Below are 24,740 nucleotides of genomic sequence, written 5' to 3'. Positions count from 1 at the left end.
GAGATCAACTCGTATGTACGCAAGAAGGTCCAACACGTCAAAAACGAAGACTCACATTGCTACCATGTTTTGCCTCTTCATTCATGTGAATCTCCACGCACAACAGCTGCATCAGGCGGCCAGTAACGGTGATCTACCTGAGCCACCCGAGGTACGCAGGCCTTTTGTTTTGGATGCAGTGAGCGATCCGACGAGTGGGAAGGCCGCATTTTCCTTCGAAGGCCGCGAAGTTCCGCCTGTGATCCGCACACAGCCGGGCGGAACAATCCGCGTGGAGTATGTCAATCGCATGTCATCGAAGTCCAGGGAGTTATGCGTCGATGGACCCTGCACGAACATGACCAACCTGCATTTCCATGGGCTTCACGTCTCGCCCAATGCGCCTCAAGACGATGTTCTTTTAATGATGGCGATGCCTGGTCAATCGCTGCACTACGTAGTCGACATCCCGCTGGATCAACCGCCCGGATTGTATTGGTACCACACCCATCCTCACGGAGAAAGCTACCGGCAGGATCTCGATGGAATGTCAGGAGCCATTGTCATCGACGGGATCGACCGCTATGTTCCCGAAGTTCGCTCGATGAAGGAGCGCATCCTGACTCTTCGCGATGCGGAATTGCACGAGCACGATGCCGAGTCTTCCTACTTGAAGGAACAGGTGCAACTCTCACCGGCAGCCTGTGGCGCAGCCACCGGGGAGCCCCAACGAATCTTCACCGTGAACGGTGTCGTCCGGCCGCAGATAGGCATTGCACCAGGCGAGAAGCAGTTCTGGCGAATCGTCAATGCATCTCCCGATCTTTATGCAGATCTGGAGATCGACACCGAACAATTGACAGTATTAGCGCTGGATGGAATGCCGCTCGCTTATCACGACCCTAGGCGTCGTACCGAGTCATTGCAGCATGTTCTGCTCGCGCCGGCCGGTCGCGTTGAGACGATTGTTGTCGGGCCGAATGCAGGCGTGCATGCCGCGCTACGGACACGTTGCGTCGACACAGGGGCGGATGGTGATCCAAATCCTGCGATGGTTGTGGCTGATCTCAGGACAACGAACCCGGCGACAAGCCATGTGCCGTCCGTTAGTCCAAGCACGAGAAAGGCTGTCTATAAGACGCTTTCGCCTTCCTTAGTGCGGACGTTGGAAAGCGGCGAACCGGAGTTCACCGTAAAGTTCACTGAGGACCTGCACGGGTTCTATGTGAACGACAAGAAGTACTCCCCAACCGATGGGCCAATGATCACTGTGAAGATTGGGCATTACGCACATTGGCGCGTCGTCAATAACTCACATGAAATCCACCCGTTTCATATCCATCAGGTGCATTTCCTTGTTTTCCAAGAAAGCGGCAAGAAGACGGCAGGGCCCGAGTGGCTGGACACGGTGAACATCGCGCCGGAGGGTTCTGTCGATCTGATTATGGATTTTACCGACCCGATTATCCGTGGGATCTCAGTCTTACATTGTCATCTTCTGAAACACGAAGACAAGGGAATGATGGCCAAGATTCTATTTCAATAAGGGTGCCTCGGCTCATAGATCGAGTCGGTGCATAACGAGAAGGAGATGTTCTTATTTCGCAGTGCGCTTCGACTGGTTCTCCTTCTCTTTTCGCAGTCGTGTACTCCCAACGAGCTCTTTCATTGCGAAGGATCGGAAGTGATCGACAATGGCTGGTCGATTTCGCTTATGTACAGCGAGACCTATCTCGGAAAGGGGAAGTGCGTAAGCAATCTCGCACGCGACAACCGCAGCGGCACTGTGTTTGACAGCCGACACAGGCAGTACCGAAATGCCAACGCCTGAGGCTACGAGCGAGATCAGCGTGGGCATCTGTCCAGCCGTTTGGCGCACCGCTGGAATGATCCCTGCATCCCGGAAGATTCCGAAGAGCAGATCATAAAAGCCCGGAGCGAAGGCGCGTTCGTACAACACGAAGTCTTCGTCGGCCACATCGCGCAGCTGCACCTTCTTCTTATGCGCCAGCCGATGTGAGGATGGCAGCACAAGTACAAACGGTTCGCGATGAATACCGACGACTTCAAGTTCAGGGTGCTCGCCAATCGGTAACCGTAGAAATCCGATGTCGAGCGAACCAGTATCGAGCATACGGATTTGATCGAGCGTGAGGATGTTATGCAGAGAAAATTCTACTTCCGGATTCGACTCCCTGAATTTGCGAACGAGCTGGGGCACGATCTCATTGCCAGCCGTCGAGATAAAGCCAATCCGAAGCAAACCAACTTTTCCGTTTGCTGCCAAACGCGCCCGACGGACGGCCTGCTCCAGTTGAACGACTGCGGCAGCAGCATGATCCCGAAAAGCGAATCCCGCTGCGGTGAGCTTTGTTTCACGGCGGTTCCGCTCGAAAAGCTTGACGCCCACCTCTTCCTCAAGCGCCTGGATTTGGAGCGAGAGAGCCGGCTGGCTGAGATGAATCAACTCTGCAGTGCGACTGAAGTGCAGAGTCTCGGCGATGGAGAGAAAGGATTTGATGTGGCGGAGTTCCATCTCGCCATTATATTTGCAAGTCAAATCACAGAACACAAAACATTCAATTTCACAAATCACAATGCGGAGCGTGTAATTGAAATGTCGAGATCAGGAGTGAATCGATGACACAACAAACTGAAAAACAAGGAACGCGTTCCTGGACTACGCGGCGCGATGAGAAGCACCGGCGCATGCAGCGGATCGAGCCATGGATGAAAGGTCCGCTCTTGGAGCAAAACAAGATGGTCGAAACTCTCGAAACCGTGATTCAGAGCGGCGACCGGATTGTCATGGAAGGCGACAATCAAAAGCAGGCGGATTTTCTTTCGCGTTCTCTCCTTAAGGTGGATCCGAAGAAGATTCACGATCTTCACCTGATCATCTCAAGCATCAGTCGCCCCGAACATCTGACTCTCTTTGAGCTGGGCATAGCGAAAAAAGTGGATTTCGCATTTGCCGGCCCACAAAGCCTGCGGGTCGCTCAACTTCTTGAAGATGGCATTCTTGAAATCGGCGCCATTCATACTTACGTCGAACTGTATGCCCGTTTACTCGTAGACCTAATCCCAAAAGTGGTATTGGTTTGCGCAGAGCAGGCGGATCACGAAGGCAATCTGTTCACAGGCCCCAACACCGAGGATACCCCGGTGATTGTTGAGGCTGCCGCTTTCCACGATGCGATTGTAATCGTGCAGGTCAACAAGATTGTCGACACATTGCCGAGAGTCGACATCCCCGGCTCCTGGATCGATATCGTTGTAGAGGCCGACAAGCCATACGCGGTCGAACCTCTCTTTACTCGCGATCCCCGCCACATCGGCGATCTACAGATTTTGACCGGGATGATGGTCATCCGTGGCATCTATGAGAGACATCATGTCCAGTCTCTCAATCACGGAATTGGTTTCGACACGGCTGCCATTGAACTTCTTCTCCCGACCTACGGAGAGTCTCTCGGGCTTCGCGGAAAGATCTGCAGGCACTTTGCGCTGAATCCGCACCCCACACTAATTCCGGCAATCGAGAGCGGATGGGTCGAGAGCGTTCACTCGTTCGGAAGCGAAGTCGGAATGGATGAATACATCCGGGCTCGTCCCGACATCTTCTTCACTGGTCGGGATGGCAGCCTGCGCTCTAATCGTGTTCTCTGTCAGCTTGCTGGTCAGTACGCAGTCGATGCTTTCATTGGAGCAACGCTGCAGATGGATGGCGATGCCAATTCCTCTACGGTGACGACCGGACGGCTTGCAGGTTTCGGAGGCGCGCCGAATATGGGACATGACCCGCATGGACGCCGCCATTCGTCACCGGCCTGGCTCGACCTCAAGACCAGTGCTGACCCCACACTCCCGGGCCGCAAGCTGGTGGTTCAGACCCTTGAAACCTTTGCCAAAGGTGGCGAGCCGGCCTTCGTCGAAACTCTGGATGCCGTTGAAGTTGGCAAGAGGGCTGGCATGCCGATCACCCCCATCATGATCTATGGCCGGGACGTTAGCCATGTTGTGACGGAAGAAGGGATCGCTTATCTGTACAAAACCGAAGGCATTGAAGAGCGCCGCCGGGTTTTGGCTGCGGTAGCAGGCATCAGTCCTGTCGGCCTTAAGGCAAAGGCCAGTGAGACAGCCGATCTCCGTCGTCGCGGCATCGTGGCCTTTCCTGAAGATATTGGAGTCCATCGCCTCCAGGCCAACCGGTCTTTACTCGCTGCCAGGAGCATGGAAGACCTAGTTGCATGGTCAGGTGGCCTTTATCAGCCGCCGGCCAAGTTCAGGAGCTGGTAATGGCACAGTTAACAGCAATTGCGAAATCGTCTCAGCAGCTCAGCGCTCTGACCCGGTATGAGTGGCTTTCAGAACTCGCCTGGCAGTCGTTGATTGCTGAGGCAGAGCTGACACCGAAACCGGGCCTGGTCGACGGCCGAGGATCGGGATCGCATTCGGATCTATCCCTCCACCTGATGAGGAGATCTGCAAATGCGATTGCCCCGTACTTCACGCGGATGGCCCTGGCATCCTCCGAATCTCAGATAGATACCAGTCTGCGTGCCGTAGTTGCGAGTATTGGAAGAGAAGCCGAAGCGGCGATGCTCCGCGCGACCTCAGGCAGCAATGCGCACAAAGGCGCAATCTGGATTCTGGGACTTCTGGTTTGTGCTGCAAGTCAGAGTGAGGATTCCCATCCCGAGCTTGTAACCGAGGCTGCAGGCTGTCTCGCCCGCTTGCCTGATCGTGCAAGACCGCGCACGGTATCTCACGGCGATGTCGTTCTTGAACGCTATGGAGTCACCGGCGCTCGCGGTGAAGCCTACAGAGACTTTCCGCACGTCGTCAAGATTGGGCTCCCTGCACTGAAGGCGGCTCGCAAAAGCGGCCGAACTGAGCGAGAGAGCCGGCTCACCGCACTGCTTGCGATCATGTCGCATCTCGATGACACCTGTGTTCTCTATCGAGGAGGGCCTGATGGACAAAGGATCGTGCGCGAAGGCGCTACTCGTGTCATCGAGGTAGGCGGCCCGGGAAGCACAGAGGGAAATGCAGCATTGATCGCACTCGGGCAAGAGCTTGTCAGTCGGCGCATCTCTCCCGGCGGCAGCGCGGATCTTCTCGCGGCCACACTTTTTCTGGACGCTCTCGAACGCGGCCTCGAACGAGTGGAAAAGGACAACAGTCTAGTGGAGGAAAACGATGGAGAACATTGAGTTCAACTATCCAGAGGCAAAACGCATCGTCACCAGGAGAGCGCACGTCGGTGTAGTGGGGTCAGGCGACATGGAGGTCCTTCTCGAACCGAATAACGAAGACGGAGCCCGGGTCTTCATCACGACCAGCGTCAACGGCTTCGGCAATGCGTGGAAGGCGGTCTTCGATCGTTTCTTCTCAAAGTTCGATGGGGCCGTCCGTATCTACATTAACGATGCCGGCGCAACACCCGGCAGTGTGCTGCTTCGTCTCGAACAGGCAGTGGAGGTGATTGAGCAATGAACGCGCCAACTTTCATACCCGCTTTCGTCAAGCGCAAGAGCTTCATAGAACTGGACGCCCGTTCCCGTGCGCAGAGCCTCTTCGATGAAGGTACATGGAGGGAGCTGGTCGGTCCCTTCGATCGCATCGAGTCTCCGTGGCTTGCCAAGCAAGGAATCGCTCCGCAATCGGATGATGGCTGCGTCGTGATCAAGGGGAAAATCGGTGGCTCTCCTGCGGTCGCCATTGCCTTCGAAGGAGCGTTCCAGGGTGGCAGCGTTGGCGAGGTATCAGGCGCCAAGATGACCGCTGCTTTGGATCTCGCCACGCGGGATTCCGAGGCCGGAAAACCGACAGTTGCAGTTCTTCTACTCGAAACCGGCGGTGTGCGCCTTCAGGAAGCGAACCTTGGTTTGGCAGCTGTTGCCGAAATTATCTCTTCAGCGCTCGCCCTTCGTCAGCATGCCCCCGTGATCACAATCGTTGCAGGCACTGTCGGCTGCTTCGGAGGCATGTCTCTTGTAGCTGGCCTCTCCAGCTACACAATCATGACGCGCGAAGCACGGCTTGGATTGAACGGCCCCGAGGTGATCGAGCAGGAGTCCGGTATCGATGAGTTTGACTCATCCGATCGAGCGCTCATCTGGGCAATTCATGGCGGAGAACAACGCGTCGGCATGGGACTCGCTGATTTGCTGGTCGATGATGATGCAGGCAAGATAGCGGCGGCAGTGCGTGATTGTGTCTACAAAGGCGTACCCCAAAAACACCGGACCGAGCAGGTGGAACTCTATCGCGCTCATATAGCGGCGCTTGATACGTCCAGCCAGATCGAACCGGCAACATTGCGGCAACAGTGGGCTGACTCAAAGAGAGGTGTGCGATGAATGAACAAGTTGGATTGCGCGGCAGAGCATGGTTCAAAGCTCTGACCGGAAGCGACACTCCGAACGATGGCGATCCGAACTCCGTGCTGGCCACGACCGCACCAGTCTGGAATGAATCAGCCCTGTTCCTCTGCGTGGTACCTGACAAGGACAGCCGTTTTCCCTGCGTCCGCGACGGGCAGGTTGGACTCGAAGAAGCATTCGCTCTCGCAGCCCACATTCGAGCAGTTATCGCCGAAGATCGCGATAAACCTCGGGAAGCGAAGCGGCCCATCATCGCAATCGTTGACGTCAAGAGCCAGGCTTACGGGCGCCGTGAGGAGACGGCCGGTATCTTCTTCGCTGCGGCTGCGTCAGCGGATGCATACGCATCGGCAAGGATGGCGGGGCATCCCGTTATTTCCTTGATAGCCGGCCAGGCATTCAGCGGCGGATTTCTCACTCACGGTTACCAGGCCAATCGTATTCTGGCATTTGACGATGCCGGGATTGTGATCCATGCGATGCATAAAGAGGCGGCGGCGAGGATTACGAGAAGGCCCGTTGCGGAACTCGAAAAGCTGGGACACGAGATCGCTCCGATGTCGTATGACGTCCGTGACTACGCGAAGCTCGGTCTCCTGTTCAAGCTGTTGCACGCCGCCGACCCGCAACACCCGGCCTCGAATGAGGTTGCCGAAGTGAGGAACGCAATCACGGAAGCGATTGCAGATGCACGTAAAGGCAAGCTCGATCTGAGTAACAGGTGGGAGTCAGACGCCGCAAAAACAACGCGGAAAGGTACCCTTGCGGTGCGAGCTGCTCTTGAAGCGCAGTGGATCAACGAGTAAGAGGTCGAAATGACTCTGATTCTTCTTGATGCGTTACTCCCGATCTTCGTCGGTCTGCTCTTGGGATATATAGCGGGCCGGCGCGGAGTCATGGACAACCTGAATGTTCGCAATCTGATTGTGCTCGTGATGGACATCGCCATCCCATGTGCAATGTTTTCCACGATCAGCAACACATCCTGGCCTGTGCTCCGGGAACAATCGGAATCCGCAGCAATGATCGCTGTGGTATTTGTGGCCCTGTATGCCGCCAGTTATATCTGGGCAAGAAAAAGCCTCAAAATGTCCATCTCCGATGCTTCTGTACTTGCACTGACAATCGGCTTTCCAAACTCCGCAGCCGTAGCTTTGCCGTTGCTGACCACCGCGTATGGCCCCAGTTCACGCGTCACAGCTGCTCTTTCAATCGCAGTAGGAGCGATCACCATCTCCCCTTTCACCGTTGCGCTGCTCGAGTCCGACAAACTGTCCGATGGACAGGGTGTCTCTACTCAAGCGTTTGCGATCAAATTTCTTCGGGCCTTCACTCGCCCCGTGGTGTGGGCCCCTATCTTGGCTTTGATAGGTGTCTACTTCGGTTTACATTTGCCATCCTATGTTGATAGGTCCTTAACGATTCTTGGGAGCGCGGCGTCAGGATCGGCTTTGATTCTTACCGGCCTCGTTGTCTCCTCTCAGACATTTCGCTTTGACAGCAAAGTCGCTTGGACAACCGCCGCAATCGCGCTGATCCAGCCTCTGTTTGCTCTTGGCATGACTGAGCTTTTTCATATGAGTCATGCTGAAATCCGCGATGTCACGCTTATCAGCGCGATACCCGCGGGGTTCTTCGGTCTCGTCTTCGGAAAGAGCTTCAATGCAACTCCTGAAACCGCCAGCTCAGCGCTGATTGCCTCCTATTGCGTAGGCGCATTTTCCCTGGCTGGCTGGATGCTCGTACTCACAAAGTATTTTTGAGGAAATCCAATGGTCGGCACGCTACATGTCCACGATCTCATCCTCCTGAGAACAGAGTCGGCGGTCATCTCCACTGAAGGAGTATCAGCGTACCCTTACCTCAATCTCAATCAGCGCCCGTGGGTGGTTGTGCGCAGAGGCCGCATCTTAGATGGATTGATCCCTGTGGGAGTGCGGGGGACGCAAAGGCATGAACGCTGTGCAGGGTTCACAAGATTGAGTGAAGCGATAGAGTCTCGGCGCCCGGATCAATTGCGGCTGCGGCTCGCAGAGGATTCACGTCGAGCACTACAAGCATTTCGAACCTTGTCCTATCTCGAAAGCCATCTCGCAGGATTGGATATGAGCTGGGGCCCGGGCGGGAGCGTAGGTTATGAACTAGCCGCGGGAATCCCTGCTGTCCGCGCCGACAGCGATTTGGACTTCATACTTTTCGCGCCCAGAAGGCTCGACATTACAGAAGCACGGGATTTGTGGCGCATGATCGGCGGTGCTCCGGGAAAGGTCGATGTATTGGTAGAGACACCGTGCTGCGGTTTTTCCTTAGAGGAATTCGTGACTGCCTCACCGCGTAGGATTCTGCTTCGTACAAGCGAGGGCCGCATTCTCGGCTCCGATCCCTGGAACCCTTCGAATGACGAGGATAGCTAGCGTGAATACTGCATTTCTGTTCCCGGGACAAGGAGCACAGAAACCTGGAATGCTTCATGAACTCGTGGATGATCCAGCTGTCGAATTGACGCTCGACGAGATCAGTGATGTTTTGAAATCCGATGTTCGTCTGTTGGACTCGACTGAGGCGTTGAATTCCACAGTATCGGCTCAACTCGCTCTTCTAGCTTCCGGAGTAGCTACGGCCAGAGCTTTGCAGAGATACGGCGTCACTTGTTGTGCAGTTGCAGGTTTATCAGTGGGCGCCTTTGCAGCAGCGGTCGTTGCCGAAGCGATCACATTGAAGGATGCGGTAATTCTGGTTCGCTCCCGCGCAGAGAAAATGGAACAGCTATATCCAGTCGGATACGGATTGGCTGCCATCGTCGGTCTGAACGAGCGTCAGGTTACGGCTATCGTCGATTCAGTACATACGACCGCGACTCCAGTATTCGTAGGAAATATCAACGCACCGAGGCAGATCGTAATTGCAGGTTCCATAGAAGGGATGCAGAAGTCTTTAGAAGAGGCGAGCCGGAACGGCGCCAGGAAGGCTGAGCTCCTGCACGTTTCCGTGCCGTCCCATTGTCCTCTGCTTTCATCCGTTGCTGACTCACTTCGGCTCCAGCTAAATTCTATGCAGCTAAAGGTTCCGAAATGTCCATACATCGCAAATGTGAATGCACGAGCTCTGCGCTCCGCGTCGGCCGTAGCAACGGATCTGGCGGACAACATCGCTCACGGAGTTCGGTGGCATGATGCGACGATAGTCGCGGAGGAATTGGGCTGTAACCTCTTCCTTGAAATGCCGCCGGGCCACACTCTGACGGACCTCGCGGAAGAAAACGTTCCCGGCGTTACCGCTTGTGTGGTCACATCGGATCTTTTCAGACACGTTTTGCGACTCGCCACCGCTTAAGGTCTGATGTGAAGGGCGTGGCTATCACCCGCCCTGGATGATGGGTTCCTGAATGGCCTAGTGTTACATATCCAATCCACCAGGCCGTATAACCGGCTGCACGGACAAGTGGTCGCAGCTAATTGACTCGTTACGACTGTCTCGATGGGCATTATCGCCAAAGCACACGTCGAGACCTGATCCGGACCGATGAATCGGTTCGGCAGTAGGTTTTGTGGAGGCCATTCCATAGGAATGCATTTGCCAAGCAGTTTCCAATTGCCTGCTTCCCAGGATCGGTCGACTACAACAATTTCAGAGCGGGTTTTCATCCGCGTATTACAGCGTGCCGTCTTACCTCACTTCCCGCAAAAAGAAGAGTCCTAGCGCTATCGCACATTGCCGAGGAGTCGTGGAAGACTTGCCTCCGTCTGACAGATCATGGAGGTAAGCCATGCAACAGGGAAGCGTAATTCAAACGGGCAGAAAAGAAGGCCCGAATGTATGGCAGTTTCGATGGTCGGAAAAGGATTTGAATGGCCAACGTGTTTATCGGAAGCGGGTCATCGGAACTGTGGAGCAATACGCTGATGCGACTGCCGTACGTCATGCGGCGTCAGCTCTGATTTCGGAGGTCAACCTGCGATCACACAAGAATCGAGTTGGCGCAATTACCATCGATCAGCTGTGCGAGCACTTTGAACAGAGTGAAATGCGGTCCGGCACAAGCTCGTGGAGCGTCGCCACCCAGAAGACCTACCGCGGTTACGTTCGTCGCTGGATCAGGCCACGCTGGGGCGCTCGCACTCTGGACGAGATCAAGGCAGTGGAAGTGGAAGCATGGCTGGGTGGACTCAATCTTGCACGCGGTTCACGAGCCAAGATCCGAAACGTCTTTTGTGTCCTGTTTAATCATGCCTGTCGTCATGAACTGTATGACCGCAACCCAATACGCTTCGTTCGCCAAAGCGCCAAGCGCCGTCGAGCTCCAGATGTGCTAACCGGTCCCGAGATTAAGGTTTTGGTTGAGAATCTGCCATTGCGCGAGCACACACTCGTTCTGCTCGCGGCATCAACCGGGTTGAGACAGGGAGAACTCTTCGGTCTGAAATGGAGGGACATTGATTTCGAACATGGGGAGTTGAATGTGATTCGATCGATTGTCTGCGGTGTGGAAGGCCGCTGCAAGACCGAATCCTCGCAGAAGCCCGTTCCGATGCATCAGCAGCTCGCTGCGGCATTGATTGAGTGGAAAAAACAGTGCAGGCTCAAGGCTGTTGACGATTGGGTGTTCGCCAGTCGATTGCACAACGGGCGAAAGCCGTATTGGGGAGCAGCAATTATGCGCCATTACATCCAGCCGGTTGCCGAAAAGCTGGGTATTCAAAAGCGCATTGGGTGGCACACGTTTCGCCACACCTACTGCACGTTGCTCAGAAGTCTTGGAGTCGAATTCAAAGTCATGCAGGAATTGATGCGACACTCCTCGCTGCGCTCTACGCTCGACGTGTATACGCAGGCCGTCGGCCCAGCAAAGCGCGCTGCTCAAGCAGCAGTACTCTCGCTGTTCTTCGCGCCACCGGATTTGCACGTTGATTGCGAGATGATTGGGCTGGCGTAGGGGAAGTAGTCCCGGTATTGAGGGTGCAAAAAAGACACAAAAACGTGGCTTTTTGCACCCCCGAAGTTTAGGCGAAACTGAGCGTAAGTTACAGATTCTATTTGGCGTCCCCGACGGGATTTGAACCCGTGTTATCGCCGTGAAATCTGCGCTACACTGATTCCACTCATACAAAAACCTCGGACAGGCCAGCAGCGGCAGACATTACCACATAGTTAAACACACCGGTCTTCGAAAACATCGTCTTGATCGCATCGTCGTCTGTATCGACGTCTTAGACGACCACAGCAGTTCCAATCGTCGCGCTAACTTTGCGCAACTTCTCTCGATCGCGAGACGCGATCGTTACGTGCGCTCCGCGTTCAAGCGCAAGCTGGACAGTGGCGAGTCCAATACCGGAGCTCCCGCCGACTACAAGCACGGACTGAATCGCAATGCCCGCTTCGCATGAGATAGAGCTCTCCTTTAATGAAATCTGCCAGCTAGACGCCCGGCAGTCCTGACACGTTGGCTGGTCCCCGCTGAAGAATCGGGGTATCCTGCCTGTTCTCCAACACCCATTTCGCAATCTCATCTTTGCGCGCAAACCACACGCTGTCGTGGCCCTTTGCGTAGGTGAGGAATCGATCCAGCATCCGGATCCGGTTAGCGTGCCCATTGATGCGATCGTGGAAACCGATAAGCATCATCCGTCGCCGAGTCGCCCCTTCTTCGTAAAGCTGGTCGAACTCGTCCTTGAGGGCCTGTTCATAGGCCATAGGGTTGTAGCTTTCAAACGGGAAGGAGGAGATGTCATTCATGTGGAAGGTATATGGAACCGTGACAAAGTCTTTGCCCTTTACCGGGATAATGAAGGGCTCGTCGTGGCTGGGCTCGTCAATGTGATAGAGGAAGCCCAGCTCCTGCAATGTTTCGAGGATGTGTACCGAGTTGCGGAGCCAGTAGGCATTCCAGCCGACAGGCCTTTGACCCGTAACCTTGTGAATCATCTCGACCGAGTCGGCGATGAACTTCTTCTCCTCATCACGGGGTAAGAAGTAAGAGTTCCGCCAGGTACGTCCGTGCGCCGCCACCTCGTGGCCGCGACGCGCGATCTCTTGCGCGAGATCTGGAGCATTCTCGACGGCCTCGCCGATCATGAAGCTGGATACCTTAATCCCGTGCTTGTCGAAGAGATTCAAGGCACGCGGGATGCCTTCGTAATAGCCGTACGCAAAGAACGCATTAGTCGGCAGGTCAGGCAGGCCATCCTTGATTGGCTCAGGAATCGGGCCGCCGGAGCCAGAGATCGGTTGTCCGCCGCCTTCAAACATCATCGAGATGCTCACTGCAAGCCGTGCACCGTTCGGCCAAAATTTTTGGGCGGGTTTGTCTGCGCTCATTTCACCTTCTCCTTTGTCCAAATTGCTGTTGATTCGCGTGAGACCGCGGCCCCACGCTAGTCCAGAAGCTCCCATTCCGATTGCAAAATTTCTTCGTGTGATCATCTGGTACCCATTCTGATCGAGCCACATAGCTCGCACTCACACATGCTATGCATGAACGGCGCCACCGATCGCGAACAAGCCGCCGACGAGCCCCACAACCGTTCGGAGACCGATGAAGAGGACAATCTCTGAGAAGTGCATGCCGATTACCTGTCGCCCACCGCGAATTGTTAGCTAACCTCGATAAAGCACGAACCTGTACGCGCGCCCGGAGGCGGTGGCTGGGGTTCCATCAGATTGGATCTAATTCATGGACGAATGAAGCACCAGTGGTTCGCACTGCCTCAAGCTTCCGCTATCGACTCAGCGAACGAGCTAATTGGATAGATTCACTCAGGGAATCGAAATCGAAAGATCCGTTGTGACGCCAACCGTTGACGAAGAACGTGGGAGTTCCGTTGACGCCACTTCGGGCGCCTCCAGCGAAATCGGCCAACACTCGAGCGCGGTAAGTATGGTTGGCAATGGCAGTTTGTAACTGCGAAGTTGATAGGTCGAGATCGTTAGCCAGATTCATGAACAGAGCTTCGTCCAGACCCAACTGATTCTCAAAGAGCAGATCGTGCATCTCCCAGAACTTTCCGTGGGCCCCGGCAAATTCGGCTACTTCGGCAGCCGGCTCTGCCCACGGATGGATCTGGGCCAGAGGAAAATTGCGAAAGACAAATGAGAGCCGTTTTCCAAAGTGCTTCTGTAGTCGCTTGACGATTGGATAGGCCGCTCCGCAGTAGGGGCATTCATAGTCGCCATATTCGACCAGGCTGTACTCCGCTGTAGGATTTCCCTGTATGTGGTCGTCCTCGTTGACTGCAATTGAAAGCTTGCTCATGGCTTCTCCTTTTTCGGTAGATTCTCAAGAGCTTCTAGGATGCCGTCGGCTCCAGGATTGATTGCGATGGGCGAAAGGTAGCTCCAGTCGATAACGCCCTTCTGGTCAATGAGAAACAGTGCCCGTTCACAGACACCGACTTCGCTTCGGTAGGCCCCGTAAGCCCTCGCAACCTCGCCTTTCGGTTCGAAGTCTGCGGCTAAGGGGAATTGCAGATGCCGATCTTTGGCAAACGCCTCGTGACACCAGACGCCATCTACTGACACTCCCACCAATATGGCTCCAAATTTCTGAAACTCGGGCAGAATCTCGTTATAGAGTGCCATCTGGTCGCCGCAAACCGGACTCCAGTCAGCGGGGTAGAACGCGAGAATGACAGGCTTACCTCGCAACTCGTTCAGGGAGAGCCTTTGGTCGGGCGTGACGTGAAGACTGAAATCCGGAGCCGGCGATCCGGCAGACAAAATGTTGGACATAAGGCTACTTCGAGTGTGAGATGACTAAAAATCACAGAACATGTTTGTCAGTACCAAAATTGAAATCCGTCCAGAAGAGTTGACTCTGTCAGGTCGTCCTTGGTAGATCCTCCGGCGTGATGGCGTGCCGCTCCAATTCGTGTCTAGCCCCAGTGCGTTTCAGCAGCGCGTTCGCGACCAGATCCGCGACGCAGTTCATCATCAAATCAACAGCCGTTATTGTTTCCTCACGACGTTTTCAGATTCACATTTGTCTTGGAAGGATTACTCGGACCTGATCGATCGTGTTATTGTCGCGCTTTGCTGATGCACTCAAATTAGAGTGATCCCTCGAGAGAATTGTCTTGCTACCCGTAAGTCCAGATGTTCCGAATTAACGCCGAGCGAGGCACGCCGTCAGCCACAATTCCTCAGCACGATTTCGTCCCTGGTACCGACTGAGCTATTGGCTACTCACCAACGAACGCCTCCACCTTATGTCCTTGCAATTCGAGTGCCGGGACGCAGCGTCGAACCAACATCTCCATTCAAAAGCAGTTGACTCCATGCTCGGCATGGCTGAGTCTGCGCTACGTCAATCCTTGTTCCGTCCTGACGTCACAGGATCGACGCGTGGCCAGGCGGCCGAACATTCGCGATTTCACAACTCACATAAATTCAAGCGTCTTCTTCGGAGTGCATCCTGGCAACCGGGTTGCTACTTGAGAGATCGAGTCCGAAACGATGCGGACACTCCGACTCGGAGGCGTTGCATGAATTGGATAGACCAAGACGCGCAAATCGAAAATGCCGACGAATTGGCCTCAAGACATAAGGACCCACTCGTAACGGCGATCCAAGCGGGAGCGCCCGAGGCTTTCGCGCAACTTTATGCGATATATTCTCCTCGTCTGTACAGAACGATCACTGCGATTACAAAGAACCCAGAGGATGCCCAAGACGCTCTACAGGAGACATTCTTGCGAGCGCATCTGAGGGTCCACGCTTTCGAAAGCAGATCTAGTATCTATTCCTGGTTGAGCCGGATCGCCATCAACTGTGCCCTTATGATCCTGCGCAAACGGCGTACCCGTCCCGAAGTGTTGTTTGATCCCCAACCGGATCATCGTCGCTGTGAGACGATCTTCTTCGAAGTTGAGGACTCTGCTCCGAATCCTGAGGAGGCCTACGACTTGCGGCAGCGTCAAACCAGGACCCTGCGCGCGATCCGCCGTCTCAACCCCAAACTGCAAACGGCAATTCGGATGCAGATGAAGCACGAATGGTCGGTAAAGGAGATCAGCCAAGCTCTGAACATCTCCGAAGCGGCTGCCAAGTCTCGTCTATATCGCGCACGTCAACAACTTTCTACAGGAACGCCGACCATCAGCGTTTTGCAATTGACATCCTGCAATCACTCTTGGCGAGCGTCGGCAGAGACACTCTGCTGTCAGCTTCATCCAATGCATCGATCGAGAACCTGATTCACGACTAGATAGCGCCAACAGAAGTGTTGCTCAAACCTGATCTCGATGCATTTCATTCCGGATCAGTAACGAATTTAATTTCTGGAAAGAACATTAAGAGAACTGACTCACTCACCCGATTTCGCGAGGGGCGTTTGGGAGGCAAGAGTGAAACAGGAAAACGTCCGACGGAGATTGTGTCTATCGAACGATCTGATGGATAGCGATCAGGTCACTGTTAACAAAATGCCTCTCGATGTTGCGCCTGTGCAAATTCACAAACAGCGGATTCTGTGCGTAGATGACGACGTATTGGGCACGACTATGCGCGCAGAGATTCTGGAGGAGCACGGTTTCTCAGTTGCTGTCTTTCACTCTCCCCTCGAGGTTACACGCTGCGATCTCTCTGCGTTTAATCTCGCGATTCTGGATTTTGAGATGCCGGGACTAAATGGTCGAGAGCTCTTACTACGTATTCGAGCGATGGGGGCCAGATTCCCAATTGTGTTGCTCACGGGGTGCCTGGCGGGTCTTTCGCACGAAGATTGCATCCTCTTTGCGCGGTGTATCGACAAGAGCATGCCCATTCATTACCTACTCGACACGGTCGCGGAATTTCTGGATCCAATGCAGGGCCCCGATTATGGCTCATAACAGAGACACATTTCGTCGCATCGGGAGGCGAAGCCCTTTCAGGAGGGCTGCTCGCGTTGTCGGCTCATTACGGGAAAAAACGTCAAGGCTTACCTATATAGAACGCGTGGAACTCCATCGGCCTCTCCAAAGCAATGCAACTTGTCGCCTTCAACGCGGCAGAGAGTCTGGTGCGAGCGGCAAAGTGAAATGAAATGTCGCTCCTTTCCCAGAGTTGGCAGATGCCCACACACGTCCTCCGTGCGACGCAATAATCGAACGACTGATCGCCAGCCCCATGCCACTGCCTTCTGGTTTCGTGGTAAAGAATGCATCAAAAATGTGGTCTGCTTCATGGGCGGGCAATCCGACACCTGTATCGCTGACCGAAATCTGGACTTGGACGTCCTGCCGAAGTTGCGCCTTAATCGTAAGTGCTCCGCCTGCGTCCTCCATCGCTTGGATGCCATTGAGCATAAGGTTCATTAGTACTTGCTGGAGCTGCACACGATCTGCCATGACCTTCGGGAGCCCGTCGGCGACGTTCGTAACGATATTTACGGAATGGCGATGCGCATCGTTGCGCAAGATAAGCAACATCTCTCCGATGAGTTCGTTTACATCAACGGAATCCATTTGTGAAGAGCCCTTCCTGTACAGCGCGCGGACACGGTCAATGATGTGGGCTGCACGCCCGGCGTCCTTAACAGTTTCCAAGGCAGCTTCGCGCGCCTCGAGGACATCCGGCTGATCTCGATCAAGGAATCGCGCGCACGCTTCAGCATTCGTTACCGCCGCGCCAATTGGCTGCTTGATTTCGTGTGCTAGCGAGGCGGTGAGTTCACCCATTGTGCTCACGCGATTTACATGAGCGAGGTTCGCTTGTAGCTGCTCGACACGTTTGCGATCTTCAATGTCATTTATTACTCCGTACCATTTAACGATCTTTCCTCGTTTGTCGCGCACAGGTACGGCACGGGTCTGGAACCAACGGTAATCTCCATCCGCGCTACGAAGTATTCGCGCCTCATACTCCAATGTATTACCGGAGGCCTGAGACTCCTGCCATGTTGTTAGAGCACGGCTGAGATCGTTGGGATGAATTGCAACCTGCCAACCCCAGCCTAAGGCCTGTTTCTCTGTCAGCCCTGTATATTCGACCCAGCGGCTGTTTACGAATGTGCGTTGACCGTCCGGCCGAGCAATGAACGCCAGGGCAGGCATGGTCTCAACCGCTTCTCGAAACTTTTGTTCTTCGCTCCTCAGTTGCCGAATCCGCACTTGGTAAACCGCCCAGAGCAGCGCCAGGAAAGCCGCAGCCCACAGTGCTCGGAACCAATTCGTCTGGTAATAGGCGGGAAGAACTGAAAAACCCAAAGAGGCTCCTACCTCATTCCAGACGCCATCGTTGTTACAAGCGATTACGTGGAAACGATAATGGCCGGGTCGGAGGTCATTATAAAAAGCCTGCCGCCTTGTGCCTGCCTCCTGAAAGCCGGAATCTCGACCATCAAGCATGTAACGAAATAAGACCTTTTGCGGCGCGGCATAGCTCAGGGCTGTATAGTCAATTTCGAGATCGCGCGTTAGCGCCGGGAGCTTGATTCCCGAATCTATCGGGTACTCCTTGTGGTCGGCAACAAGAGCGTGAATCTTGACGGGTGGCGGAACAATATTCTGGGACACATGCGCCGGATCGATCACTTGCAGCACGCTGCCGTTGGCAAACCAGAGTCGTCCATCGGGCGTTTTGGCACTAGTATTGAAGTGACCTAAACCGGATCGGAACCCGTCGAAGATATCGAACACCCTCAGATCCAATTTGCTCTCTGGATGCTCCCACCACTGTCGCATCTGATGTTGAGGAATCTCGATGAGGCCGCATTGCGCGAAGAGCCACAAGTTGCCTGCATCGTCCGTAATCAGTCCGCTGACATAATTGCAAGGCAAGCCGTTTTTTTCTGAAAGGATTTGCTGCTTTCCATCTTTCCAGGCAACCACGCCAGAGGCCGTTCCGCCCAGGATGGAACCGTCGGAGGCAGCAGTGATTGCCATAAAATGAAAGTTTGGGTTCTCGCCAAAACGAAAGGTCTGGACCTTTCCGTCGCGAAAGCGCCCCAAATTGCCCGACCACAGACCTAACCAGATTCCGCGCTGAGGGTCGGCCACGATCCTTCCGGTGAATGGCGTTTTCGGCGGAGAGAACATTTCCTGGATCTTCAGGCCCCGAATCCGAACGAGTGTGCCTGGTGGTCCCTTGGCCTCAACCCAAATGTTACGATCCGAATCTTCGGCGATCCCAAAGATCATCCCGAGGGGACTCCCATTAGGCTTCGTGATTTGATGAAATGTTCCTCCCTCGCGAACGAACAGCTTGTTGTCCATTCCCATCCATAGGTGGGCGGCGCGATCTACAAAAAGACCCGTAACTTGATTTCCTGGCGGGGCCTTTTCAGTATTTAACGATACTCCCCCGGGCTCGATGACCTGCAGCCGGCTCGTTCCTACCCACACCCTACCGTCTCGCGCGGCGGCAACCGATTCTACTGCGTCTTCGTTTAGCCCTTCGCGTGTAGAAATACTTTTCACGCGAAGATCACGAAACATATCGAGGCCCCCCGATGTCGCGACCCAGATGTTGCCCTCGCGATCCTCAAATATTTTGGTTACAACGTCACCCGATAAACCCTCGGCAGTGCCGTAGAGATCGACATTTTTACCGCGAATCTTGTAAACACCATGCAATGTTCCGACCCACAGGTTTTCCTGATGATCGCTGAGCAGAGCGGTCACCGTTAGAGTCTCGCCATTCAATTTGGGAGCGAGAAACGGCTTCAAAGTACCGTTGATCAGGTGCTGCAAGCCGCCACCCTTTCCGGGCCGCGCGATCCCGACCCAAACAGAGCCATCGGCGGCGCGTGTTATCCCTGCCACGCCGAGATTTCCCGCCTGGGATTGCAGCGTCTGCAGACGGTACACTTTCGAGGACCCAGAGGAATTGGGGCGCCATCTGACAAGAGTTCTCTCACTTCCTACCCAGAGGTCTCCGGAAGCATCTTGGGCCATGGCGCTGGAACCGGGTATATCAAGTCCGTCTTCTTTTCCGTAGCAATGAACTTCACCCTGCAGAACCTGACAAAGAGGATGTGTCCGGTCACCGGGTCGAACGTGGAGGAACCAGATTGTTCCATCTCTATCCTGAATGAGGGGCGCAGTTACCCATCCTTTTTCGTACAGAGTCAGTCGCCCGTTGACAAGGTGAGCCAGGCCGGCTTCGGTTCCGACCCAGAGGCTGCCATCCCTCGCGCCCAGCATGGAATTAACCGAGGTTGAAGGCAATACCTCTCCGGATTGTGCGCTCCAGCGAACAAACTGCACATCGTCAAACCGGAAGAGCCCGCTGTAAGTTCTGACCCAGATGTACCCATCTGTGGTCTGTGTAATATCCGTTGGCGCTCCTCCGAAATATCCGTCCTGCGCCCGCCAAACACTGTGACCGTATTGTGAGATGTGACTTGTGGGGTCGAGGGCAATGCCGACTGAGGAATCAAAGCAAACGACTACCAACAAGATGATCGCTCGGCACATGAAGAGTATTCCTCGATTGCTAGCCGGAATAAAAGTGTTCGCAACGGAAGTACGCAATCCTGATGAACTAAACTCGCATGCATGCCCGTCGATCCTGCCGGGAAGGGACAGAACGGATCGGTGACGCGGGGGAGACTCCGCGTCGATATATCGACACACGGTTTGAACCTGCTTCCTGATCAGAAGCTTCTGATCGAACGGCAGGCGCAAAACGCTCCCCATGAAGGCGGGCGTCTTTTCGATCTGAGACTTCAATATGAGCATGGGAAGGTCTTACAGTGTGGAAGATGACTCCGCGGGTTCGAGCGCTGTCGCCGCACCTCCTACCCGACGGGTAGGGGCGGGGCGAGAAATGCCAAGCTTTTTCATTTTGTAAAACAGTGTGGTGCGCTTGAGTCCTAGTTTGGCTGCCGCCCCTTCCGGGCCGCCGATCATCCAGCCGGCCGCTTCTAGCGCCTGCAAAATCAGGGCTCGGTCAACCTCTCTTAGCGCTGCGGACTTCGATGTTACAGTTACCGTCTCGAGATGATTCGACGGTAGAGGATTCTGTAGGACGCCATCATAAGAAAGGATTACCGCGCGTTGAATCAGGTTCTGCAACTCGCGCACATTGCCAGGCCAGTCATATGAGCGCAATGCCAACATGGTTTCTTCAGGAATTTGTTCAACGCGTTTCCCGATCTGGCGGCCATAGAAATCAACGAAATAGCTGACAAGAGCAGGTATATCGTCAACGCGTGCCCGCAATGGCGGCAGTTGCACCGGAAACACATTGAGACGATAGTAGAGATCGCCGCGAAATTCGCTGCGCCTAACCATGCACTCAAGATCTCTGTGGGTGGCGGACACCACGCGCACGTCCACACGGTGGGTCCGAGTACTTCCCAGACGTTCAAACTCTTGCTCTTGCAGAACACGCAGCAGTTTGGGTTGCAAGCACAGCGGAATATCGCCAACCTCGTCCAGAAAAAGCGTTCCCTTGTCGGCCAGTTCGAAGCGCCCGATTTTCTGCGAGATCGCCCCGGTGAACGCTCCTCGCTCATGACCGAAGAGCTCGCTTTCCAGCAAATCTAAAGGAATGGCAGCACAATTGACCTTCACAAAGGGACGGTCGTAGCGCGGACTGATATTGTGGATCGCTTTCGCTATCAGTTCCTTCCCGGTGCCGGTCTCGCCCTGAATCAATACCGTTGAGGTGGTAGGCGCGACCAGTTCAACCTTCTCAAGAACTGCTTCAAGAGCCGCACTCCGTCCGATGATTTGATCAAATTGGCGATATCTGTCCTCCTGGTCCCCGGACCGAATTGATTTGAAGCTGGCCACAGTATCCCTTTCGTCAGAACCTTGCTGAACTCCGTCTTAGCTTTCGCTTCCCAAGGCCGCTCGAACACCCTCCAGTAAGATTGCGCCGTCAAATGGCTTGGCGAGGAATTTCACTGCTCCCCCTCTCATCGCCTGCAACCGCATTTTTTCGTCTCCATGTGCCGTAACAAAAATAATGGGGATCGGGCAATGATCTTCGTTCAGCTTCGCCTGAAGATCCAAGCCCGACATTCCGGGCATGCGGATATCGGCAATAAGACAACCCGTCTCCTGCTGGCAGCCTGAGTCCAGGAAGTCTTCTGCGGACTGGAACGACCGTACAGAGAAGCCAGCTGATTTCAGAAACCGTTGCATCGCGAGCCGGTACGATTCATCGTCTTCGACAACCGCGACCATTTTTGGGACCCTCGCTCTGGGCATACAGGTACATGGTCAATGCGGCCACTGCAAAATGCAATTGTGACTTGTGATAAGGACAATGATAGGTATCTATAGGGTGAGCTTTAATCGTGCAGGAGCGCAGCCGCCTTTGCGGCTCGAGGTCTAGGTCGTTGTAGGAAGTTTAAGTTTTTCTGCTATTCGTCCTAACTCGGCCGGAGAATTGGCGTGCATCTTGCGCATTACATGCCCTCGATGGACGGTCGCGGTGACCTCGCTCAACGCGAGCGTTGAGGCAATCTGTTTCGTAAGCATGCCGGAAACAACAAGACGCATTACGTCGCGCTCACGTGCGGTCAGCTTCGCGTAGCGTTCCCGCAATTGAGCAATCTCGGCCTGTTGTTGCCGCAACTCATCGTCACGCTTCAGGGCCTGCTGTATCGCATCGATGAGATCTTGATCCCGAAAAGGCTTTGTCAGAAACTCCACCGCCCCCGATTTCATGGCTTCGACGGTCATGGGGATGTCTCCGTGACCGGTGATGAAGATGATAGGGAGGCTGACTCTCCTCTCGTTTAATTTGCGTTGGACCTCCAGTCCGCTCATTCCAGGGAGCCGCACATCCAAAACGAGGCAACTGGCGACATCTGGAAGTTTGTGACGGAGGAAGTCTTGCGGCGTTGCAAACGATTCGGAGCGCAATCCGACTGACTTCAAGAGCCGCTCCAGTGCCGCACGCATACGAGCGTCATCATCAATAAGGAATACTGTGACATCATTTGCGGGGGTCATGCGTGCACAGCCTTCCGTAGGGCAGGATAAAGTGAAACGTTGTCCCTCGCACCGAGTTTGCGGTGGCCCACACGCGGCCGCCATGTGACTCGATAATGGAACGTGTGATCGCAAGTCCCAGCCCGGTGCCGTGCGGTTTGGTGGTAAAGAACGCGTTAAAGATCTGGTCAGTCTTTTCGGTGGGCAGCCCTACCCCGGCATCCGTGACGGAAACCAACACTTGACAATTCTCAGCCAGCCGCGACTTGACGCTCAGCTCGCCGGTCGTGTCCCGCATCGCTTCAATCCCATTGAGCATGAGATTCATCAATGCCTGCTGCAACTGCACGCGATCGGCAATCAGATTGGGGAGCCCTTGGCCGAGATCGGTGCGCGTTGTAATGGAATGCCGATTGGCCTCGTCGCGCAGCATAACAATCATCTCTTGAATCAGTTCGTTTACGTCAACCATCTCCTGATGTGAAGAATCCTTTCGGTAGAGGGAACGGACACGGTCAATGATTTCGGCCGCACGCATGGCGTCGCTGGCCATCTCCAATGCAGCCTCGCGTGCCTCGATTAGATTAAGTTGGTCCCCATCAAGAAATCGCAAGCACGCTTGAGCATTTGTAACCGCCGCCCCAATTGGTTGCTTGATTTCGTGGGCCAATGAGGCCGTCAACTCCCCGATCGTACTGACTCGGTTCAGATGCGACAGATGCGCGAGTTCCTGCCGTAATCTCTCGTGTTCTTGCTCAGCCCGCCTGCCTTCGGTCACGTCCATTATCACCCCAATCATTTGTATTACTTCGCCAAATGCGTCCAAAACAGGGTGGCCGAGGGAACGAATATATCTGACGGTCGAGTTCGGAAGCAGAATTCGGAACTCCTCGTCCAAATCCGATTTCTCGGCTATTGCTCGCTTGAATGCCCCTTCATATCTGACCCGATCCGCGGGATAAATCCGCTGCAGCCTTTGCTCCCAGGTGGGCATACCGTCTTTAGGATCGAAGTCTTGGAGGCGATGCCATTCCGTTGAAAGATGCACGGGTTTCATTCGAATTGTGTCGAAAACCCAGCTCCCCATGTTGGCCACTCGTTGGGCTTGCGCCAGGTATGTTTCACTCCGCTTTAAACCTTCTTCAGCGCGTATGCGTTCCGTGATGTCGACCATCGTGCCAACCGCCTGGACAAGCTCACCGTCGGGACTCAAAACTGGATGGCCGATACCATGAATGTGTCGAACTGTTCCATCGGGCTTCACGATTCTAAATTCAACGTCGCAATCTAGATTCTTCAGCAGGGTCCTATCGCTCGCCAGCTTGAACTTGTCGCGGTCTTCGGGGTGAATGCACTGCACCCATTGCTCAAACCTTGGTAGACCCAGTTGCGGATCGAAGCCGAAAAGTCGGAACATTTCCTCGGACCAGTACAAGATCTCGCGGCTTGTCCCGTGAATGGCGCAACTACCCGTTTGGGTCAGCCTCTGTGCTTCGGCGAGATAAGCTTCGCTGCGCCTGAGATCCTGCTCCGCCCGTTTGCGCTCCTCTATATCGATGTTTGTGCCATACCATTTGATGACTTTTCCATTTTCGTCGAAGCTTGGAGTTGTGCGGAACAGAAACCAACGGTATTCTCCGTCGAAACGGCGCAGCCGTGCCTCGAACTCACCTGGCCGACCAGAGGCTAAAATTCGCTGCCAGTAATCAACAAGCCCATTGAGGTCGTTCGGATGAAGTGCAGCTGTCCAGCCGGTGCCCCGCGCCTGATTCGCCGTGAGCCCGGCGTAGTCCAACCAGCGCCGATTGAAGAATTCGGCGTTCCCGTCTGCCGTGGCAGACCACGCCATACACGGGATCGTTTCGATCACTTCGCGCAGCTCTCGTTCAGTGCGTTGCAACCGATCATTCTGGCGCTCCAACTCCAAGCGTGCTGCCTCCGCTTGCCGGAGATTGAAGCTGTCGGAAATCCTAAATGCGACCACACGGCCAATCAGTTGCAGAAAGCTGACGTCCTCACTGGTGTAGACGGTTGCGGCAGGTCCGGACATGCCCAACGCGCCCAAACGGCGATCCGGCGTGGTCAGGGGTACAAAAACCAGGGGGCCGACGTTTAGCCCTTGATCTGCAATTCCCCTTTTCAGTTGTGCGGGGACTCTCTCGTCGGTGTCCCAATCATGGATGTAGTAAGGTTCCTGGGTCTTGTACGCCTGCCAGGATGGTCGTTCCTGAACTGGCACATTCGCGTATCCAGCGATGAGGCTCTTTTCTCGCCCTACTACAGCCCATTCGACTTCGTCGGAGTTCTCCCTGTAGACGACGATGTAGAACTGTAAGAACGGGAGGAACTCACGCAGTTCTTCAGAGAGGATCGCAGTGAGATCCTCGGGATCCCGACATTGGGAAAGAGATTCACTAAGGCGAAGTACCGCTTCATAGCGCCGCCCCGCGACCTGAGGCGAAGAATAAACGCCTTCGCCGGTTCCGCGTTTGGTCAGAGATGACATCTC

At 54.6% G+C, this 24,740-nt stretch carries 22 protein-coding genes and 1 pseudogene; 12 read left to right on the top strand and 11 right to left on the bottom strand.

The annotated features are described in order from the left end of the window. The first annotated feature begins 13 nt into the window (after positions 1–13). Positions 14–1,525, top strand: coding sequence for a multicopper oxidase family protein (locus tag OHL23_RS00385; RefSeq protein WP_263349759.1), 1,512 nt, complete (start codon positions 14–16; stop codon positions 1,523–1,525). Between the two features lie 51 nt (positions 1,526–1,576). Here OHL23_RS00385 and OHL23_RS00380 read toward each other — a convergent pair whose 3' ends face one another. Beyond that, positions 1,577–2,515 (bottom strand): LysR family transcriptional regulator, encoded by a 939-nt coding sequence (locus tag OHL23_RS00380; RefSeq protein ID WP_263349758.1) that lies wholly within the window; start codon positions 2,513–2,515, stop codon positions 1,577–1,579. 104 nt (positions 2,516–2,619) lie between these two features. On the opposite strand from OHL23_RS00380, the gene mdcA reads away from it, so the two are divergent. The 9 genes from mdcA (at position 2,620) to OHL23_RS00335 (ending at position 11,301) form a co-directional block, all read left to right on the top strand. Beyond that, positions 2,620–4,278, top strand: coding sequence for a malonate decarboxylase subunit alpha (mdcA, locus tag OHL23_RS00375; RefSeq protein WP_263349757.1), 1,659 nt, complete (start codon positions 2,620–2,622; stop codon positions 4,276–4,278). After that, positions 4,278–5,195 carry a triphosphoribosyl-dephospho-CoA synthase gene (locus OHL23_RS00370; protein WP_263349756.1) on the top strand — a complete coding sequence of 306 codons (918 nt, stop codon included), beginning with the start codon at positions 4,278–4,280 and terminating at the stop codon, positions 5,193–5,195. Before mdcA ends, OHL23_RS00370 begins: the two co-directional genes overlap by 1 nt. Further along, positions 5,182–5,478 carry a malonate decarboxylase subunit delta gene (locus OHL23_RS00365; protein ID WP_263349755.1) on the top strand — a complete coding sequence of 99 codons (297 nt, stop codon included), beginning with the start codon at positions 5,182–5,184 and terminating at the stop codon, positions 5,476–5,478. The genes OHL23_RS00370 and OHL23_RS00365 overlap by 14 nt, the downstream gene beginning before the upstream one ends. Further along, a complete protein-coding gene (locus tag OHL23_RS00360; RefSeq protein WP_263349754.1) occupies positions 5,475–6,344 on the top strand; it encodes a biotin-independent malonate decarboxylase subunit beta in 870 nt (289 codons plus the stop codon). Before OHL23_RS00365 ends, OHL23_RS00360 begins: the two co-directional genes overlap by 4 nt. Further along, complete coding sequence (mdcE, locus tag OHL23_RS00355; RefSeq protein WP_263349753.1) at positions 6,341–7,174, top strand: biotin-independent malonate decarboxylase subunit gamma; 834 nt, start codon at positions 6,341–6,343, stop codon at positions 7,172–7,174. The genes OHL23_RS00360 and mdcE overlap by 4 nt, the downstream gene beginning before the upstream one ends. Positions 7,175–7,183: 9 nt before the next feature. Continuing rightward, positions 7,184–8,131 (top strand): AEC family transporter, encoded by a 948-nt coding sequence (locus tag OHL23_RS00350; protein WP_263349752.1) that lies wholly within the window; start codon positions 7,184–7,186, stop codon positions 8,129–8,131. A 9-nt stretch (positions 8,132–8,140) separates the two neighbouring features. Then, entirely contained in the window at positions 8,141–8,782 is a 642-nt protein-coding gene (locus OHL23_RS00345; RefSeq protein WP_263349751.1) for a malonate decarboxylase holo-ACP synthase, read from the top strand. Beyond that, positions 8,766–9,701 (top strand): malonate decarboxylase subunit epsilon, encoded by a 936-nt coding sequence (gene mdcH, locus OHL23_RS00340; RefSeq protein ID WP_263349750.1) that lies wholly within the window; start codon positions 8,766–8,768, stop codon positions 9,699–9,701. The genes OHL23_RS00345 and mdcH overlap by 17 nt, the downstream gene beginning before the upstream one ends. Before the next feature lie 433 nt (positions 9,702–10,134). After that, positions 10,135–11,301 carry a tyrosine-type recombinase/integrase gene (locus tag OHL23_RS00335; RefSeq protein ID WP_263349749.1) on the top strand — a complete coding sequence of 389 codons (1,167 nt, stop codon included), beginning with the start codon at positions 10,135–10,137 and terminating at the stop codon, positions 11,299–11,301. A 274-nt stretch (positions 11,302–11,575) separates the two neighbouring features. Here the strand turns inward: OHL23_RS00335 and OHL23_RS00330 are convergent, their stop codons facing one another. The 4 genes from OHL23_RS00330 to OHL23_RS00315 all read right to left on the bottom strand — a co-directional run bounded on the left by OHL23_RS00330 (position 11,576) and on the right by OHL23_RS00315 (position 14,093). After that, complete coding sequence (locus OHL23_RS00330) at positions 11,576–11,875, bottom strand: SDR family NAD(P)-dependent oxidoreductase (protein ID WP_263349748.1); 300 nt, start codon at positions 11,873–11,875, stop codon at positions 11,576–11,578. Next, positions 11,784–12,683, bottom strand: coding sequence for a polysaccharide deacetylase family protein (locus OHL23_RS00325; RefSeq protein WP_263349747.1), 900 nt, complete (start codon positions 12,681–12,683; stop codon positions 11,784–11,786). The genes OHL23_RS00330 and OHL23_RS00325 overlap by 92 nt, the downstream gene beginning before the upstream one ends. Positions 12,684–13,083: 400 nt before the next feature. Beyond that, complete coding sequence (locus OHL23_RS00320) at positions 13,084–13,617, bottom strand: DsbA family protein (RefSeq protein ID WP_263349746.1); 534 nt, start codon at positions 13,615–13,617, stop codon at positions 13,084–13,086. Beyond that, positions 13,614–14,093, bottom strand: a complete 480-nt coding sequence (locus tag OHL23_RS00315) for a redoxin domain-containing protein (RefSeq protein WP_263349745.1) — start codon at positions 14,091–14,093, stop codon at positions 13,614–13,616. Before OHL23_RS00315 ends, OHL23_RS00320 begins: the two co-directional genes overlap by 4 nt. Before the next feature lie 476 nt (positions 14,094–14,569). Here OHL23_RS00315 and OHL23_RS28630 point away from each other — a divergent pair, with 476 nt between their 5' ends. Together OHL23_RS28630 and OHL23_RS28625 are read left to right on the top strand one after the other, a co-directional pair. Then, a complete protein-coding gene (locus tag OHL23_RS28630) occupies positions 14,570–15,556 on the top strand; it encodes an RNA polymerase sigma factor (RefSeq protein WP_396127246.1) in 987 nt (328 codons plus the stop codon). 198 nt (positions 15,557–15,754) lie between these two features. Continuing rightward, positions 15,755–16,192, top strand: a complete 438-nt coding sequence (locus tag OHL23_RS28625; RefSeq protein ID WP_396127311.1) for a response regulator — start codon at positions 15,755–15,757, stop codon at positions 16,190–16,192. Positions 16,193–16,342: 150 nt separating this feature from the next. Here the strand turns inward: OHL23_RS28625 and OHL23_RS00310 are convergent, their stop codons facing one another. The 6 genes and pseudogenes from OHL23_RS00310 to OHL23_RS00290 form a co-directional block, all read right to left on the bottom strand. Beyond that, positions 16,343–19,150, bottom strand: coding sequence for an ATP-binding protein (locus tag OHL23_RS00310; protein ID WP_263349744.1), 2,808 nt, complete (start codon positions 19,148–19,150; stop codon positions 16,343–16,345). Between the two features lie 300 nt (positions 19,151–19,450). Next, a pseudogene (locus OHL23_RS28620) lies at positions 19,451–19,759 on the bottom strand (two-component regulator propeller domain-containing protein); the annotation flags it as partial. A 273-nt stretch (positions 19,760–20,032) separates the two neighbouring features. Then, positions 20,033–21,082 carry a sigma-54 interaction domain-containing protein gene (locus tag OHL23_RS00305; protein WP_263349743.1) on the bottom strand — a complete coding sequence of 350 codons (1,050 nt, stop codon included), beginning with the start codon at positions 21,080–21,082 and terminating at the stop codon, positions 20,033–20,035. Positions 21,083–21,118: 36 nt separating this feature from the next. Beyond that, positions 21,119–21,478 (bottom strand): response regulator transcription factor, encoded by a 360-nt coding sequence (locus tag OHL23_RS00300; RefSeq protein WP_263349742.1) that lies wholly within the window; start codon positions 21,476–21,478, stop codon positions 21,119–21,121. A 147-nt stretch (positions 21,479–21,625) separates the two neighbouring features. Continuing rightward, on the bottom strand, positions 21,626–22,252 hold the full coding sequence (locus OHL23_RS00295; RefSeq protein WP_263349741.1) for a response regulator transcription factor: 627 nt from the start codon (positions 22,250–22,252) through the stop codon (positions 21,626–21,628). Continuing rightward, positions 22,236–24,737, bottom strand: coding sequence for a PAS domain-containing protein (locus OHL23_RS00290; protein ID WP_263349740.1), 2,502 nt, complete (start codon positions 24,735–24,737; stop codon positions 22,236–22,238). The genes OHL23_RS00295 and OHL23_RS00290 overlap by 17 nt, the downstream gene beginning before the upstream one ends. Positions 24,738–24,740: the final 3 nt, after the last annotated feature.

This window comes from Acidicapsa acidisoli (genome assembly GCF_025685625.1).
GTDB lineage: Bacteria > Acidobacteriota > Terriglobia > Terriglobales > Acidobacteriaceae > Acidicapsa > Acidicapsa acidisoli.
Note: the sequence above shows the minus strand (reverse complement) of the source record. Positions and strands in the feature narration are given on the sequence as shown.